13 protein-coding genes and 2 tRNA genes are annotated in these 13,421 nt (G+C 69.7%); 10 read left to right on the top strand and 5 right to left on the bottom strand.

Translation table 11 applies throughout. The annotated features are described in order from the left end of the window. Positions 1–11 precede the first annotated feature (11 nt). The gene (locus ACQHII_RS31695; RefSeq protein ID WP_427922480.1) at positions 12–752 is read right to left on the bottom strand and encodes an LPXTG cell wall anchor domain-containing protein; all 741 of its coding nucleotides are present in this window, start codon (positions 750–752) and stop codon (positions 12–14) included. A gap of 229 nt (positions 753–981) precedes the next feature. On the opposite strand from ACQHII_RS31695, the gene ACQHII_RS31700 reads away from it, so the two are divergent. Continuing rightward, positions 982–2,742, top strand: coding sequence for a protein kinase domain-containing protein (locus ACQHII_RS31700; RefSeq protein WP_427925453.1), 1,761 nt, complete (start codon positions 982–984; stop codon positions 2,740–2,742). Positions 2,743–2,748: 6 nt separating this feature from the next. On the opposite strand, the gene ACQHII_RS31705 is transcribed toward ACQHII_RS31700, so the two are convergent. Then, on the bottom strand, positions 2,749–4,191 hold the full coding sequence (locus ACQHII_RS31705) for an amino acid permease (RefSeq protein WP_427922481.1): 1,443 nt from the start codon (positions 4,189–4,191) through the stop codon (positions 2,749–2,751). 119 nt (positions 4,192–4,310) lie between these two features. On the opposite strand from ACQHII_RS31705, the gene ACQHII_RS31710 reads away from it, so the two are divergent. Further along, positions 4,311–4,796 (top strand): ribose-5-phosphate isomerase, encoded by a 486-nt coding sequence (locus tag ACQHII_RS31710; RefSeq protein ID WP_427922482.1) that lies wholly within the window; start codon positions 4,311–4,313, stop codon positions 4,794–4,796. 67 nt (positions 4,797–4,863) lie between these two features. Beyond that, positions 4,864–5,679, top strand: a complete 816-nt coding sequence (locus ACQHII_RS31715; RefSeq protein WP_427922483.1) for an Fpg/Nei family DNA glycosylase — start codon at positions 4,864–4,866, stop codon at positions 5,677–5,679. Between the two features lie 7 nt (positions 5,680–5,686). On the opposite strand, the gene ACQHII_RS31720 is transcribed toward ACQHII_RS31715, so the two are convergent. Then, complete coding sequence (locus ACQHII_RS31720; RefSeq protein WP_427922484.1) at positions 5,687–6,946, bottom strand: GNAT family N-acetyltransferase; 1,260 nt, start codon at positions 6,944–6,946, stop codon at positions 5,687–5,689. Between the two features lie 162 nt (positions 6,947–7,108). On the opposite strand from ACQHII_RS31720, the gene ACQHII_RS31725 reads away from it, so the two are divergent. Together ACQHII_RS31725 and ACQHII_RS31730 are read left to right on the top strand one after the other, a co-directional pair. After that, a complete protein-coding gene (locus ACQHII_RS31725) occupies positions 7,109–8,308 on the top strand; it encodes a PP2C family protein-serine/threonine phosphatase (protein WP_427922485.1) in 1,200 nt (399 codons plus the stop codon). Beyond that, entirely contained in the window at positions 8,305–8,760 is a 456-nt protein-coding gene (locus ACQHII_RS31730) for an HD domain-containing protein (protein ID WP_427922486.1), read from the top strand. The genes ACQHII_RS31725 and ACQHII_RS31730 overlap by 4 nt, the downstream gene beginning before the upstream one ends. On the opposite strand, the gene ACQHII_RS31735 is transcribed toward ACQHII_RS31730, so the two are convergent. Then, the gene (locus ACQHII_RS31735; RefSeq protein ID WP_427922487.1) at positions 8,757–9,896 is read right to left on the bottom strand and encodes an acyltransferase family protein; all 1,140 of its coding nucleotides are present in this window, start codon (positions 9,894–9,896) and stop codon (positions 8,757–8,759) included. The genes ACQHII_RS31730 and ACQHII_RS31735 overlap by 4 nt on opposite strands. A gap of 305 nt (positions 9,897–10,201) precedes the next feature. On the opposite strand from ACQHII_RS31735, the gene ACQHII_RS31740 reads away from it, so the two are divergent. Together ACQHII_RS31740 and ACQHII_RS31745 are read left to right on the top strand one after the other, a co-directional pair. Further along, positions 10,202–10,396 carry a hypothetical protein gene (locus tag ACQHII_RS31740; protein ID WP_427922488.1) on the top strand — a complete coding sequence of 65 codons (195 nt, stop codon included), beginning with the start codon at positions 10,202–10,204 and terminating at the stop codon, positions 10,394–10,396. Then, on the top strand, positions 10,396–10,596 hold the full coding sequence (locus tag ACQHII_RS31745) for a hypothetical protein (RefSeq protein WP_427922489.1): 201 nt from the start codon (positions 10,396–10,398) through the stop codon (positions 10,594–10,596). Before ACQHII_RS31740 ends, ACQHII_RS31745 begins: the two co-directional genes overlap by 1 nt. 54 nt (positions 10,597–10,650) lie before the next feature. On the opposite strand, the gene ACQHII_RS31750 is transcribed toward ACQHII_RS31745, so the two are convergent. Next, positions 10,651–10,724 (bottom strand) — tRNA-Gly (locus ACQHII_RS31750). 176 nt (positions 10,725–10,900) lie between these two features. Between ACQHII_RS31750 and ACQHII_RS31755 the strand changes: the two genes are divergently transcribed. The 3 genes from ACQHII_RS31755 (at position 10,901) to ACQHII_RS31765 (ending at position 13,406) form a co-directional block, all read left to right on the top strand. Continuing rightward, positions 10,901–10,977, top strand: a tRNA-Pro gene (locus tag ACQHII_RS31755). 194 nt (positions 10,978–11,171) lie between these two features. Next, complete coding sequence (gene tig, locus ACQHII_RS31760) at positions 11,172–12,554, top strand: trigger factor (RefSeq protein WP_427922490.1); 1,383 nt, start codon at positions 11,172–11,174, stop codon at positions 12,552–12,554. 249 nt (positions 12,555–12,803) lie between these two features. Further along, on the top strand, positions 12,804–13,406 hold the full coding sequence (locus ACQHII_RS31765) for an ATP-dependent Clp protease proteolytic subunit (RefSeq protein WP_093631861.1): 603 nt from the start codon (positions 12,804–12,806) through the stop codon (positions 13,404–13,406). Positions 13,407–13,421 lie beyond the last annotated feature (15 nt).

Consider the following 13,421-nt stretch of genomic DNA (forward strand, 5'->3'; position numbering starts at 1 on the left):
CCGAGCTCCCCTCAGCCCCGCTCGGCCTGCCGCCTCGGCGGTCGCTGCGACCAGTACAGGCCCGCCGCGCCCGCCGCGATCAGTGCCGCCCCGGCCGCGCCCAGCGGCAGCACGTCACTGCCGACGCCGGTCTTGGGCAGGGTGTCGCCGCCCGGCGCCACCGGCTTGTTGTCGGTGCCGAGCAGCAACGGCGTGGCCGGGGCGTTCGGCGACGGGTTCGTCGTACCGAACGGGACCGGGCCCTGCTGCCAGAACGTCTTCTTGCCGTCGGCGGACATCACCGGCAGACAGATCTTCCCGGCCTTGCTCAGGTCGTACGTCGCGTCGACGGCGTACGACTTCGACTTCCCCGCGGCGAGCGTGCCGACGGGGCACTTGAATCCGCTGTTCGAACCTGGCGGCAGATCCTTTGCGGCGATCGCCGAACAGCCCTGCACGCCATTGACCTTGAGGCCGTCGAAACCGACGACCAGGAGATTGAGTTCGCCGCTCTCCTTGGTTCCCTCGTTCTTCACCGTGGCGGTGATGGCCGTCTTTTTCGAACTGTTGTCGACAGAAATCCTCTCCGGCAGGAGCGTGGTCAGTTTCACACCCGCCGGTGCCGCGTCCATCGCCTTTCCGCCCTTGCTGCTTCCCGGTCCCTGGTCGTCCGCCGAAGCGGTGAAGGAAAGGATCATCACCGCCGAGAAAGATGCCGTGAGCAGCGATCCTGTGATGGCCGTCGCGATGGCCGTAGCGCGACGAGAACTCATGTTCGTCCCCCTTGCGTTCCCCTGTATCCCCCTGGACTGCGCCTGAATTCGCAGTACTTGAAGAGGTACCACAAGATTTCTCCGCACTATGCTGGTACGGCATGAAGTGTGACCATTGTGGGGGTGCAGCGGATTGCCGGGGAATACGGGGAACTTGAGGGACGGCGGAACTCCGGGGCTATTGGTGACCGGGCGATATCGGCTGGTCGAAAGCATCGGCCAGGGGGGAATGGGGCGGGTGTGGCGGGCCGCCGACGAAATGCTCGACCGGCAGGTCGCGGTCAAGGAGATGCGCATCGACGGCCTCGACCCGGAGGACACCCGCACCCGCCGCGAGCGCACCCTGCGCGAGGCCAGGGCCACGGCGCGGATCGACCATCCCAACGTCGTACGGGTCTACGACGTCGTGGACGAGGGCGAACGCCTGTGGATCGTCATGGAGTTGGTGGCCGGCCGCTCGCTGGAGCGGATCATGGCGGAGGACGGTCCGATCGGCCCGCGCGAGGCCGCCCGCATCGGGCTGGGGCTGGTGGCGGCGCTGCGGCAGGTACACGCGGGAGGCGTCCTGCACCGGGACATCAAACCCGGCAACGTACTCGTCGAGAGCCGTGCGCGGCGCGTCGTGCTCACCGACTTCGGCATCGCCGCGATCCAGGACGCCAAGGCGCTCACCATGGTCGGCATGCTCGTCGGCTCGCCCGACTACATGGCACCCGAGCGGATCTCCGGCCGCCCGCAGGGACCGCCCTCGGACATCTGGTCCCTGGGCGCGACCCTCTGCGCGGCCCTCGGCGGCCGCTCCCCGTTCTCCCGCGACACCACCCTCGCGACCCTGCACGCGGTGCTCTACGAGGAGCCCGAACTCCCGCCCGCCGCAGGCCCGTTGCGGGAGGTGCTGGCCGCGCTGCTGGAGAAGGAGCCGTCGGTCCGGCCGGGGTTGGAGGAGGTGGAGGAGGCGCTTGCCCCGGTCGCGTTTCCGACGGAGGCCGAGAAACTCGGTGCAGTGGAAACGCGGTTGGTGGCGGAGCCCGAGAGGCCGGAGGGACCCGAGGCCCATCAGGAGTCGCCCACTCCGGTCTTCCTGGAGCCGTCGCTGATCAGGGCGGCACGGGATCCCCGCGTCCACGAACCCGCCCCCGAACCCCACCCCGATCCCGAGCCCCACCCCGATCCCGCCCCGCCCGTCGAGAACCCGATACCGACCCAGCGTCCGGCGGCGGCAGGCGTCTCCCTCGCACGCGCCGAGCGCCCGGTACCACCGCAGCCGGCCCACAGCCCACGCCGGGACCTGGGCCCCCACCCGGCCCGGCTGCCCGGCCCCGCGCAGCCGTTCACCACCCGCTCCCGCTCCCGCCGCCGTACCGGACTGATCGCCGCAGCGGCCGTGGCCGTGGTGGGCGCGGTGGTCGCGGCGATCCTCGTGAACGGGAACGGCTCGTCCGACGACACGGCCACGGGTGCGCAGTCGAAGGCGTCGACCAGCGCCTCGTCGACTCCGACCGAACCCTCCGCCTCCGCCACCCCGTCCCCCTCGCCCACCGTCGAAGGCACCTCCCGCCCCCCGAGCCTGCCCCCGGGCACGCACCAGGAGGCGGGCGGGTTCGCGTGGGCGACGCCCGCCGGCTGGCGGCGGGATCTGAAGACGGGCGCCGAGGTCCACTACACGTCACCGGACGGCGGCCAGGAACTCGTGGGCAAGTCCTCCCTCGCCCGCGGCGATCTGATGCAGACGTGGGAGGCCTCGGAACGGAACGCCCACCAGGGGCAGGACTACCGCAAGATCCGGCTCGCCGGCACGACGTTCCGCGGCTACCCGGCGGTGGTCTGGGAGTACACCTTCACCCTCAAGGGCACCCCCTGGCACGCCCGGCTGCTCGGCTTCGACGCGGACGGGAAGTCGTACCAGATCAACACCTGGTACCGGCCGGACGTGGAGACCCAGGCCGTGAAGACCTACGACAGGGTCAAGAACAGCTTCGTCGTCCTGTGAACTCCCTTAACCCACCGACACCTTGTCCGTGTCGGTGTCCGATGCGGCGACCGCGGCCGGCCGCCCGCCCCGCACCCGCTCCTTGACGACCGAGACCGCCACCACGGCCAGCGCGACCAGCAGTGACAGCAGGACCGTCGTACGGCCGCTGCTCTCGCCCTTCGTGTCGGTGAGCATGTAGCCGAGGACGAACACGATCAGGGCGATCGTCGCCCAGGTCAGATACGGGTACAGCCACATCCGTACGACGAGCTTCTCCGGCGACTCGCGCTCGATGATCCGGCGCATGCGCAGCTGGGACGCGCAGATCACCAGCCACACGAACAGGGCCACCGCACCCGAGGAGTTGACCAGGAAGAGGAAGACGGTGTCCGGGAAGGCGTAGTTGAAGAACACGGCGACGAACCCGAAGACGACCGACGCGACGATCGCCGCCATCGGTACGCCGCGGGAGGTCGTCCGGGCGAACGCGGCCGGGGCGTCGCCGCGGCCGCCGAGCGAGAAGGCCATGCGGGAGGCCGTGTAGAGGCCGGAGTTGAGGCAGGACAGCACCGAGGTCAGCACGATGAAGTTCATGATCTGGCCGGCGTGCGCGATACCTAGGGAGTCGAGCGCGGCGACGTACGAGCCCTGCTCCTTGATCGAGGGGTCGTTCCAGGGGAGCAGGCAGACGACGACGAGGATCGAGCCGAGGTAGAAGACGCCGATGCGCCAGATGATGCTGTTGGTCGACCTGGTGACCGCGCGCTGCGGGTCCTCCGACTCGCCGGCGGCCAGCGTCGCGATCTCGCTGCCCATGAAGGAGAAGACGACCAGCAGGACACCGGTCAGGATCGCGCCGGGGCCGTTCGGCAGGAAGCCGCCGTGGTCGGTGAGGTTGCCGAGGCCTGCCTTGTCGGTGTGGGCGCCGGGCAGTACGCCGAAGACCGCGAGCGCGCCGACGACGATGAACGCGCCGATCGCCACGACCTTGATCCCGGCGAACCAGAACTCGAACTCGCCGTAGGAGCCCACCGATACGAGGTTCGTGGCGGTCAGTACCACCATCACGAGCAGGGCCCAGCCCCACTGCGGTACGGCGGGGATCCAGCCTTCGAGGATCTTGGCGCCGGCGGTCGCCTCGACGGCGAGCACGACGACCCAGAAGAACCAGTACAGCCAGCCGATCGAGAAGCCGGCCCAGCGGCCGAGCGCGCGGTCGGCGTGCGCGGAGAACGAGCCGGACGTGGGGTTCGCGGCCGACATCTCACCGAGCATGCGCATCACCAGCACCACGAGCGTGCCGACGAGCGCGTAGGAGAGCAGGATGCCGGGGCCCGCGGTCGCGATGCCGGAACCGGACCCGACGAACAGACCGGCGCCGATGACGCCACCGATCGCGATCATCGACAGATGCCGGTTCTTGAGACCTGCCTGGAGGCCGGAACCATCGGTCTTGGGGGCAGTCATGGGGGGAGTTCCTTCACACCGGGTGCTGTGTCGCACACGCGATCACGTGCGAGGGCTCGTACGAGGGGTGCGCGAGCCCCCGGGCTGCTGCCCCGAAACAGGCATGTCACACTCGACCCATGCGCGTGTATCTCGGCTCCGACCATGCGGGCTTCGAACTCAAGAACCACCTCGTCGAGTGGCTGAAGGAGGCGGGGCATGAGCCCGTCGACTGCGGGCCGCACATCTTCGACGCACAGGACGACTACCCGCCCTTCTGCCTCCGCGCCGCCGAGCGCACGGCCGCCGACCCCGAGGCCCTCGGCATCGTGATCGGCGGCTCCGGCAACGGCGAGCAGATCGCGGCGAACAAGGTCAAGGGTGTCCGTGCGGCCCTCGCCTGGAGCGAGGAGACCGCGTCGCTCGGCCGGCGGCACAACAACGCGAACGTCGTCGCGGTCGGCGCGCGGATGCACTCGCGCGACGAGGCGACGAAGTTCGTCGAGACGTTCGTGTCCACGCCGTTCTCCGAGGACCCGCGGCACATTCGGCGGATCGACATGCTGACGGAGTACGAGACGACGGGCGAGCTGCCGGAGATCCCGGCGCACCACCCGCAGCAGTAGAAGGCTTTTCGAGGCCCACCCGTCGAGTGACCGAGGCGGGTGGGCGGGTGGGAAAGGAAATGCGGTAGTGCCAGAGGGGCACACGATTCATCGGCTGGCGCTGGACTACGGCGGTCGTTTCAGCGGCGGTTCCGTGCAAGTCACCAGTCCCCAGGGCAAGTTCAGTGACGCCGCCGCGCTGCTGAACGGTTCGGAACTCACCCGCACCGAAGCCCACGGCAAGCACCTGTTCCTCGGCTTCCGGGACGCCGACTGGATCCACATCCACCTGGGCCTGTTCGGCAAGGTCAACTTCGGCGACGCCCCGGCGCCCCCGCCCACGGACACCGTCCGCCTGCGCCTCGCGAACGACACGTCGTACGTCGATCTCCGCGGCCCCACCACCTGTGCCCTGATCACGGACACCGAGAAGCGGGCGATACACGACCGCCTCGGCCCCGACCCCCTGCGCCCGCCGGCCGACACCGACCCGGGCGCGGCGTACCGGCGCGTCTCCCGCAGCCGTACGACGATCGCGGCCCTGCTCATGGACCAGAAGGTCATCGCCGGGGTCGGCAACGTCTACCGCGCCGAGGTCCTCTTCCGGCACGGGATCGACCCGTACCGCGCGGGCAAGGACATCACCCCCGCCGAGTGGGACGCGATCTGGGCCGACCTGGTCGGCCTGATGCGCGAGGGCGTCCGCAACAACCGCATCGACACCGTCCGCCCCGAGCACACCCCCGAGGCGATGGGCCGCCCGCCGCGCGTGGACGACCACGGCGGCGAGGTCTACGTCTACCGCCGCGCCAACCAGCCCTGCCATATCTGCGGCAGCGAGATCCGCACCGCCGACCTCGCCGCCCGCAACCTGTTCTGGTGCCCCAACTGCCAGCGGGCGTAAGGCGGTTCTAGAACCCGTGCGGCAGCCAGGGCGCGACCGCCGACGCGAAGGCCAGTGACGCCTCCGCCAGCGCGCCCGCCCGCAGCTCCCGCACCCGGCCGGCCCCCGCGAGGGACGCGAGGGAGAAGCCGCCGAGATACACGGACCCCAACTCCCGTACGGACAGGGCGAGATCGGCCGGCTCCTCGGTCCGCTTGCAGGACGCGCCCTTCGCGTCGCCGGTGAGCCGCCAACGCCCCTCGTTCCAGGGGCAGAAGGCGTCCTCGACCTCGAACACGACGTCCACCGGCGTCTGGTAGGTCCGCGCCTCCAGCGCGGCCCCCAGGTCCACCAGCCGTACGTGCAGCGAGTCCTGCTGCCGCAGCCCGCACCGGCGGAGGTCGGAGACGAGATGCTGCCAGGAGTCGTCCACGGGACGGCTGCGCAGCGACAGCTTCGACGTCAGGTCGATGCCGAAGAGGAATCGCCACAGCGCCGCGTACGCCGCCGGATCCAGCGCCTCCAGATCGCGCAGCAGGACCTCGCCCTTGGGGACGGAGTCCTCCCACTCGGGCTTCACGAAGTAGCGCGCGTAGCCCACGACTTCGTCCTCGCGCTCCGCGATCACGCACTGCAGCGGTGACGTGCCCTGCCGCTCGCTCTCCGGGTCCAGCAGCGGCAGGTTCTCCCACCCGGGCCGCCGCGCGAGCATCCCCGGCCGCCCGGCCACCTGCCGCGCGTACACCGCCTCGCACTGCTCGCGCACGGCGCCGGGGTCGGCGTAGCGCAGCCGTACGTCCTCCGTGCCCGGCGGCACCGTCAGCCGCACCCGGGCGGTGTCGATCTCGGCGCTGCCGCGCAGCGTGGCGATGCCGTAGCCGAACCGGCCGTAGATCGCGGGCTCGGAGGCCGTCAACACGGCGAGTGGCTCGCCCCAGGACCGTACGTCGTCCAACTGCCGCCGCATCATGGACGTCAGGAGGCCGCGGCGCCGATGGGTGGCGGCCACGCTGACCATCGTGACGCCCGCGGCCGGCACGGAGGCGCCGCCGGGCACGGTCACCCGGAAACTGAACGCGCCCGCCGTGCCCACGCACGCGTCGCCGTCCCAGATGCCGAGGGAGCGGTCGACCTCGGTGAGCCCGTCCCACAGCTCACGTTCCTCGGCCGACTCGGGAGTCCCGCCGAACGCCGTGATCAGGGCGTCGTACCAGGTGTTCCACTCGTCCCGCCGCAGCACCCGCAGCTCGGTCCGGTCGGCCCGCGTGTTTCTCGCAACAGTCCCCATGGACCATGCCTATCAGCGCATTGCGGGACGAGCCAGGGAATTTCCGCCGGGTGGCCGCACAGGGGCTTCTGGTGAAGTTCACTGTGAAGTTGAACCTCGCAGGGGGGACAAGTGGGACCTCCCGTGCCAAGCGGCTGGTCGGATGGATAGGGTCCCGAACTAATGGCAGCAGGACGAGAGCGGCGCGCGGAGGCCGACACGTTCATGGCCCGGTTGAGGAAGCTGGTTCACCGGGTCCGCACCGGCCTGCGCAGAAGTGCCGTCGACTACTTCCGCGGGGACGGCTCGGACTGGGTCGCGCTGGCCGGACTGCTGCTCACGATCCCGGTGATCGCGGCCACGACCCTCGCCAACGCGGTGTGGTTCTCACCGGCCGCGCTGGTCCTGCCGATCGTCGCGGGCGGCCTGCTGCTGCGGCCCGCGAGCCTGCTCGGGCTGTACGCGGCGGCGGCCACCGCCCTGATCGTGGAGTCGGTGAAGCTCGGCCCGTACACCGAGGGCCCGGCGCGGGTGACCCCGGGCGTGGTGCTCGTGGTGGCCGCGTGCGGCTTCTTCGGGCTGCTGATCGCCCAGTTCCGCAGCCGGGTCGGCGTGCCCTGGCGGCGCGGCGGCACCATGCTCTTCGACCTGCGCGAACGCATCCGGGTGCAGAGCAAGCTTCCGCAGCTGCCGCAGGGCTGGCACCGGGAGATGGCGCTGCGGCCGGCGGGCGGGCAGTCGTTCTCGGGGGACTTCGTCGTCGCGGCCCGGACGAACGGTGGTCGGACCATGGAGGTGGTCCTCACCGACGTCTCCGGCAAGGGCATGGACGCGGGCTCCCGCGCCCTGCTCCTGTCCGGCGCCTTCGGCGGCCTGCTCGGCTCCCTGCCCCCGCACGCCTTCCTGCCCGCCGCCAACGGCTATCTCCTCCGCCAGGACTGGGACGAGGGCTTCGCCACCTCGATCCACCTCGTCCTGGACCTCGACTCCGGCGACTACGAACTCTTCTCCGCCGGACACCCGCCGGGCCTCCAGCTCAGCGCGGGCAGCGGCCGCTGGGAGGAGAAGGCGGCGGAAGGGCCCCTGCTGGGGGTCTACGACGGCGCCCAGTTCGACCCCGTGAAGGGCTCGCTGCGCCCCGGAGACGTGCTGATGCTCTTCACGGACGGCCTGGTCGAGACCTCCGACCGGGACATCGTCGAGGGCATCGACCGCCTCACCGGCGAGGCCGACCGCTATGTCGCCGGCGGCTTCCACGGCGCCGCCTGGCACCTCATCGAGGCGGTCGCCAAGGACGTCAACGACGACCGCGCCCTGCTCCTGGTCTGCCGGGAAGGTCCTACGGCGTCGGCCTCGGCGTCGGCGCAGGGGCTGTCGACGTGACCCCGCTCCTCACGGTGGCCGAGGTCGAGGCCATCGCCCGCGCCGCGCACGAGGGCCAGACCGACAAGGCGGGCCGGCCCTACGCCGAGCACCTGAGGGCCGTGGCAGAGGGCGTGCGGGCGCGGGGCGGGGACGCCGAACAGATCGCGGCGGCCTGGCTGCACGACTCCGTGGAGGACGACGCGCTCACCGGGCGATGGCTGGACGAGGCCGCGCTGACCCGCCGTACGAAGGACATCGTGCTGGCGCTCACCAAGCGGCCGGGGGAGACCCCGGAGGCGTACGCCGGGCGCGTGCTCGGGACCCCCGGCGCGCTCCTGGTGAAGGAGGCGGACCTGGCGCACAACGCGGACCCGGCCCGCCTCGCCGTCCTCGACGAGGCGACCCGGGCCCGCCTGACCGAGAAGTACGCACGGATGCGCGCACTTCTCGGACTCGGCGTCCCCGACTAGGCGTTGGCCTTCTCGCGTACGACGGGCCGCGCGAACTGCGCCCGGTCGCGGGCCGGTTCGGCCGCGTCCCGCCGGAACGCCCACTCCATGCGCGGCTCGACCGCGAAGCGGAACACCCGTCGTACGGGCGGGGTGCACAGCAGGGTGACGGCGGTGACGGCGAGGGCGCTCACGAGGAGCACGCCGAACGGCCGGTGCAGCCAGGTGTGGTGGAACAGGCCCGCGTAGCCGGCGCCCTTGATCAGGAAGCCGTGCAGCAGATAGCCGTACAGCGTGCCCGCGCCGAGCGCCGTGAACCACGTCCGCCGGCCCGGCACCCAGGAGTAGAAGCCGGCCGTCAGCAGCAGCGAGCAGGCGAACATCAGGAGCATCATCACCGGCCCCGCCCACCAGGGCGCGCCGAACTCCTGCGCGGAGTCGTGGTGGTAGAACCAGCCGGCGTTCATCCGCGGCACCGCCCAGTAGCCGACGGCGAGCGCGCTCACGAACACCGGCACGGCCAGCACCCGCACCGCGCGCCGGCGCACCCACCGGAAGTGCTCGGGCCGCAGGACCAGGCCGAGCACGAAGTACGGCAGGAACTGCGCCAGCCGCTGGAGGTCGAAGTCGTCGGTCATGTCCGGGGTGCAGGAGGCGAGCATGGCGATGCCGAGCGCGAACGGCAGCGGGTGGCGGAGCAGTTTCCAGATCGGGGTGGTCAGCCGCCAGATGAACAACGCGCAGAGGAACCAGGTGAGATACAGCGGGTCGAGGAGGGTGATCTTCTGGTGCGGGTCGTCGTTGGCGTACCGGCTGAAGAGCGAGTAGGCGATCTCGAAGACGACGTACGGCACGGCGACACCGGTGAGGAGCCGCTTCAGGCGGTCGGGGCGGAGGTCGAAACTCCGGGAGAAGTAGCCGGAGATGACGATGAAGGCCGGCATGTGGAAGCTGTACACGACCATGTACAGGCCCTGGAGCGCTCTGTCGCCGCCCTTGAGGGGCTCCCAGGAGTGCCCGACGGCGACCAGCAGGATCGCCAGGTACTTCGCGTTGTCGAAGAACGCGTCGCGGTGTCTGGGCAGTTCGTTCTGTTCGTACTGTTCGTTCTTTTTGCTCTGTTCGTTCTGGCCCGAAGGCGTGGCAGCGTGGAACATCTGAGGCACCTTAGCGTTGCCTGTGGGAATCGGTGAAACCATCGGACGCGCGTCCGAAAAGTTTCTGAGATGTCATGATTCATCCCGAACAAAAGGCGCAAACAGCCGTACCGGGAACGCCTGTTCGTGTGCTGCCGCCAATCATTCGAACGACCTGCGAACGTTCCTCTTCCGAACCTTTGCTACCTACGATGCGTCACCCGCCGCATAGATGGGCCGGGTTGGTGGCACGATGGTTCTGGCGGGGGTGCGCGCGGTGGCGTCCCCGGGCCGGGAGAGCGGACCGACCGAGGGTGTGATCAGTTGTGGCCATTTCACTGTCTGTGGTGCTGCTGTTGGCGATCATCCTGGTGGTGTTGATCCGAGGGGGATCGATCAAGACCGGGCCGGCCATAGTCGCCATCCTCTTCGGCTTCTTCCTCGCCTCGACCGGCATGGCACCGTCCATCAACCGGTTCATGAACTCGATAGCGGAGACGATCAACTCGATCAGCTTCTGATGGGGCACCGCTTCACGAGGCAGTCCGCGGGCGCCATGTTCGCGGCCGTCGCCGCCTTCCTGCTCACACGTGACGCCACGTTCGGCTACTTCCGGCACGCGCTGCCCGACTGGGCGTACCGTGCCACGGCACTCGCCGGCCTCGCCGCGGCGGCCGTCGCCTACGGCCTCGCCACGCTCTGGCTCCGCCGCCTGCCCTGAGACGAGTCAGGACCAAGTCCGAGGAATCGCCCTCCGACCTGGCCCTGAGTCATCTGGAGCGGGCGACGGGAATCGAACCCGCGTAGCTAGTTTGGAAGACTAGTGCTCTACCATTGAGCTACGCCCGCACACGACGCGCCGCAGGTCAGACGACCGCGGCACAGAGAGCATCGTAGCGGGTCGGGTGCCCTCGGCGCACACCGCCTCTTCCGTGCCCCGCCCTCTGCCCCGCCCCGCACCCCGGCGCTCGTGAAATGCGGCGGCTCCACTGCCTGCGGGCATGTACCCTACGTGTCGCACCAGACGGGGTGTGGCGCAGCTTGGTAGCGCGTCCGCTTTGGGAGCGGAAGGCCGTGGGTTCAAATCCCGCCACCCCGACCACCTGCCGGACCTCCGGGACCGGTACCACACCAGTACCTCGCGCGATCGCCTTTTGGGGCGTCCAGCCGCTGCGGCTACTATGCAAGCTGCGCGCCCGTGTGTCTCTCACACTCTGAAGTCCTCCGGGCGACCAGAAACCGCCGGACCTGTCTGGGTCCGCAACCCAAGAAGTCAGCCCCCAAGGAGACCGAACCGTGAAGAGCGCCGTGGAGACCCTGAACCCGACCCGGGTTCGGCTCAGCATCGAGGTGCCCTTCGAGGAGCTCAAGGACAGCCTCGACGCGGCGTACAAGAAGATCAACCAGCAGGTCACGGTGAAGGGCTTCCGGAAGGGCAAGATCCCGGCGCGCGTCATCGACCAGCGGTTCGGCCGCGGTGCGGTTCTGGAGGAGGCGGTCAACGACGCGCTCCCGAAGTTCTACACCGAGGCGGTCAACGAGGCGGAGCTCAACCCGCTCGGCCAGCCCGAGGTCGACATCACGGAGCTGAAGGACGGCGAGACGCTGAACTTCACCGCCGAGGTCGACATCCGCCCGGCCATCGAGATCCCGGACTACTCGGGCATCGAGGTCGAGGTCGACGCCGTCGAGGTCAGCGAAGAGGACATCGACAAGTCCGTCGAGCAGCTCCGCGAGCGCTTCGCCTCGACCTCCCCGGTCGAGCGCGCCGCCGCCGACGGTGACGTCGTCACCCTCGACCTGGAGGCCAAGGTCGACGGCGAGGTCCTGGAGGACGGGGTCGCCGAGGGCGTCTCCTACACCATCGGTTCCGGCGAGCTCCTCGACGGCATCGACGAGGCCGTCACGGGCCTGGAGGCCGGTGGCGAGGCCACCTTCGCCTCCGAGCTCAAGGGCGGCTCCGCGGCCGGCCAGGAGGCTCAGGTCACCGTCAAGGTGAGCCAGGTCGCCGCTCGCGAACTCCCCGCGCTGGACGACGAGTTCGCCCAGCTCGCCTCCGAGTTCGACACCCTGGAGGAGCTGCGCGCCGACAGCCGCAAGCGCCTCGAGAACATGAAGCAGTACGACCAGGCCACGCAGGCCCAGGAGCGCGTCCTGGACAAGCTGCTGGAGCTCGTCGAGGTGCCCGTCCCCGAGAAGCTCCTTGAGGACGAGATCAACACCCGCAAGCACAACCTGGAGCACCACCAGCTCGGCCAGATGGGCCTCGACCTCGAGAAGTACCTCGAGATCCAGGGCAAGACGGCCGAGGAGTTCGACGCCGAGACCAAGGAAGCCGCGGTCAAGGGCATCAAGACGCAGTTCGTCCTCGACGAGCTCGTCAACAAGGAGAAGCTGAACGTCAACCAGGAGGAGCTCACCGAGCACCTCATGCGTCGCGCCGCCTCCTCCGGCATGTCCCCCGACCAGTTCGCCCAGGCCGTCGTCGAGGGCGGCCAGGTTCCGCTCCTGGTCGGCGAGGTCGCCCGCGGCAAGGCCCTGGCCGTCGTGGTCGAGGCCGCCACCGTGAAGGACACCAACGGCGAGATCGTCGACCTCGACGACGAGGACGAGACGGAGGCCGCCATCGAGACGGTCGAGACCGTCGAGGCCGCCGCCGAGGAGCCCGCCGAGGCGTAGGCGCGGCACGCAAAGGCACACAGGGGCCCCGGGGACATCGCACCCCGGGGCCCCTGCCCTTACCCGGGGTCTCACCAGCGCGGTACATGCGCTGACAGCGAACAGTTCCCTTTGCGGGATTCCCCGAAGGGACCCGCGCGTTAGGGTCCATGAATACGAGGGCAGGGGAGTCCCCGTTGCCCCCGGCAGTACACGTGAGACGGCCCGGCGCCGTCGTAAAGACGAGCAGGTGGATACGTGACGAATCTGATGCCTACAGCCGCCGGCGAGCCCTCTTTCGGTGGCCTCGGCGACCAGGTCTACAACCGACTGCTCGGTGAGCGGATCATCTTCCTCGGCCAGGCGGTCGACGACGACATCGCGAACAAGATCACCGCACAGCTCCTCCTCCTTGCCGCCGACCCCGACAAGGACATCTACCTCTACATCAACAGCCCCGGCGGCTCGATCACGGCCGGCATGGCGATCTACGACACCATGCAGTTCATCAAGAACGACGTGGTGACCATCGCCATGGGCCTCGCCGCCTCCATGGGCCAGTTCCTCCTCAGCGCGGGCACCCCGGGCAAGCGCTTCGCCCTCCCGAACGCCGAGATCCTGATCCACCAGCCCTCCGCCGGCCTGGCCGGTTCGGCCTCCGACATCAAGATCCACGCGGAGCGGCTGCTGCACACCAAGAAGCGCATGGCCGAGCTCACGTCCCAGCACACGGGACAGACCATCGAGCAGATCACCCGCGACTCGGACCGCGACCGCTGGTTCGACGCGCTGGAGGCCAAGGAGTACGGCCTCATCGACGACGTGATCCCCACGGCCGCCGGTATGCCGGGCGGCGGCGGCACCGGGGCCTGAGGCCCCAGGACAGCC

The organism is Streptomyces sp. cg40 (assembly GCF_050320165.1).
Taxonomy (GTDB): Bacteria; Actinomycetota; Actinomycetes; order Streptomycetales; family Streptomycetaceae; genus Streptomyces; species Streptomyces hokutonensis.

Coding starts and splice junctions, on each gene's coding strand:
- ACQHII_RS31695 (WP_427922480.1), bottom strand. CDS start 752: ATGAGTTCTCGTCGCGCTACGGCCATCGCGACGGCCATCACAGGATCG.
- ACQHII_RS31700 (WP_427925453.1), top strand. CDS start 982: ATGGGGCGGGTGTGGCGGGCCGCCGACGAAATGCTCGACCGGCAGGTC.
- ACQHII_RS31705 (WP_427922481.1), bottom strand. CDS start 4,191: ATGACTGCCCCCAAGACCGATGGTTCCGGCCTCCAGGCAGGTCTCAAG.
- ACQHII_RS31710 (WP_427922482.1), top strand. CDS start 4,311: ATGCGCGTGTATCTCGGCTCCGACCATGCGGGCTTCGAACTCAAGAAC.
- ACQHII_RS31720 (WP_427922484.1), bottom strand. CDS start 6,946: ATGGGGACTGTTGCGAGAAACACGCGGGCCGACCGGACCGAGCTGCGG.
- ACQHII_RS31725 (WP_427922485.1), top strand. CDS start 7,109: ATGGCAGCAGGACGAGAGCGGCGCGCGGAGGCCGACACGTTCATGGCC.
- ACQHII_RS31735 (WP_427922487.1), bottom strand. CDS start 9,896: ATGTTCCACGCTGCCACGCCTTCGGGCCAGAACGAACAGAGCAAAAAG.
- ACQHII_RS31745 (WP_427922489.1), top strand. CDS start 10,396: ATGGGGCACCGCTTCACGAGGCAGTCCGCGGGCGCCATGTTCGCGGCC.
- ACQHII_RS31765 (WP_093631861.1), top strand. CDS start 12,804: ATGCCTACAGCCGCCGGCGAGCCCTCTTTCGGTGGCCTCGGCGACCAG.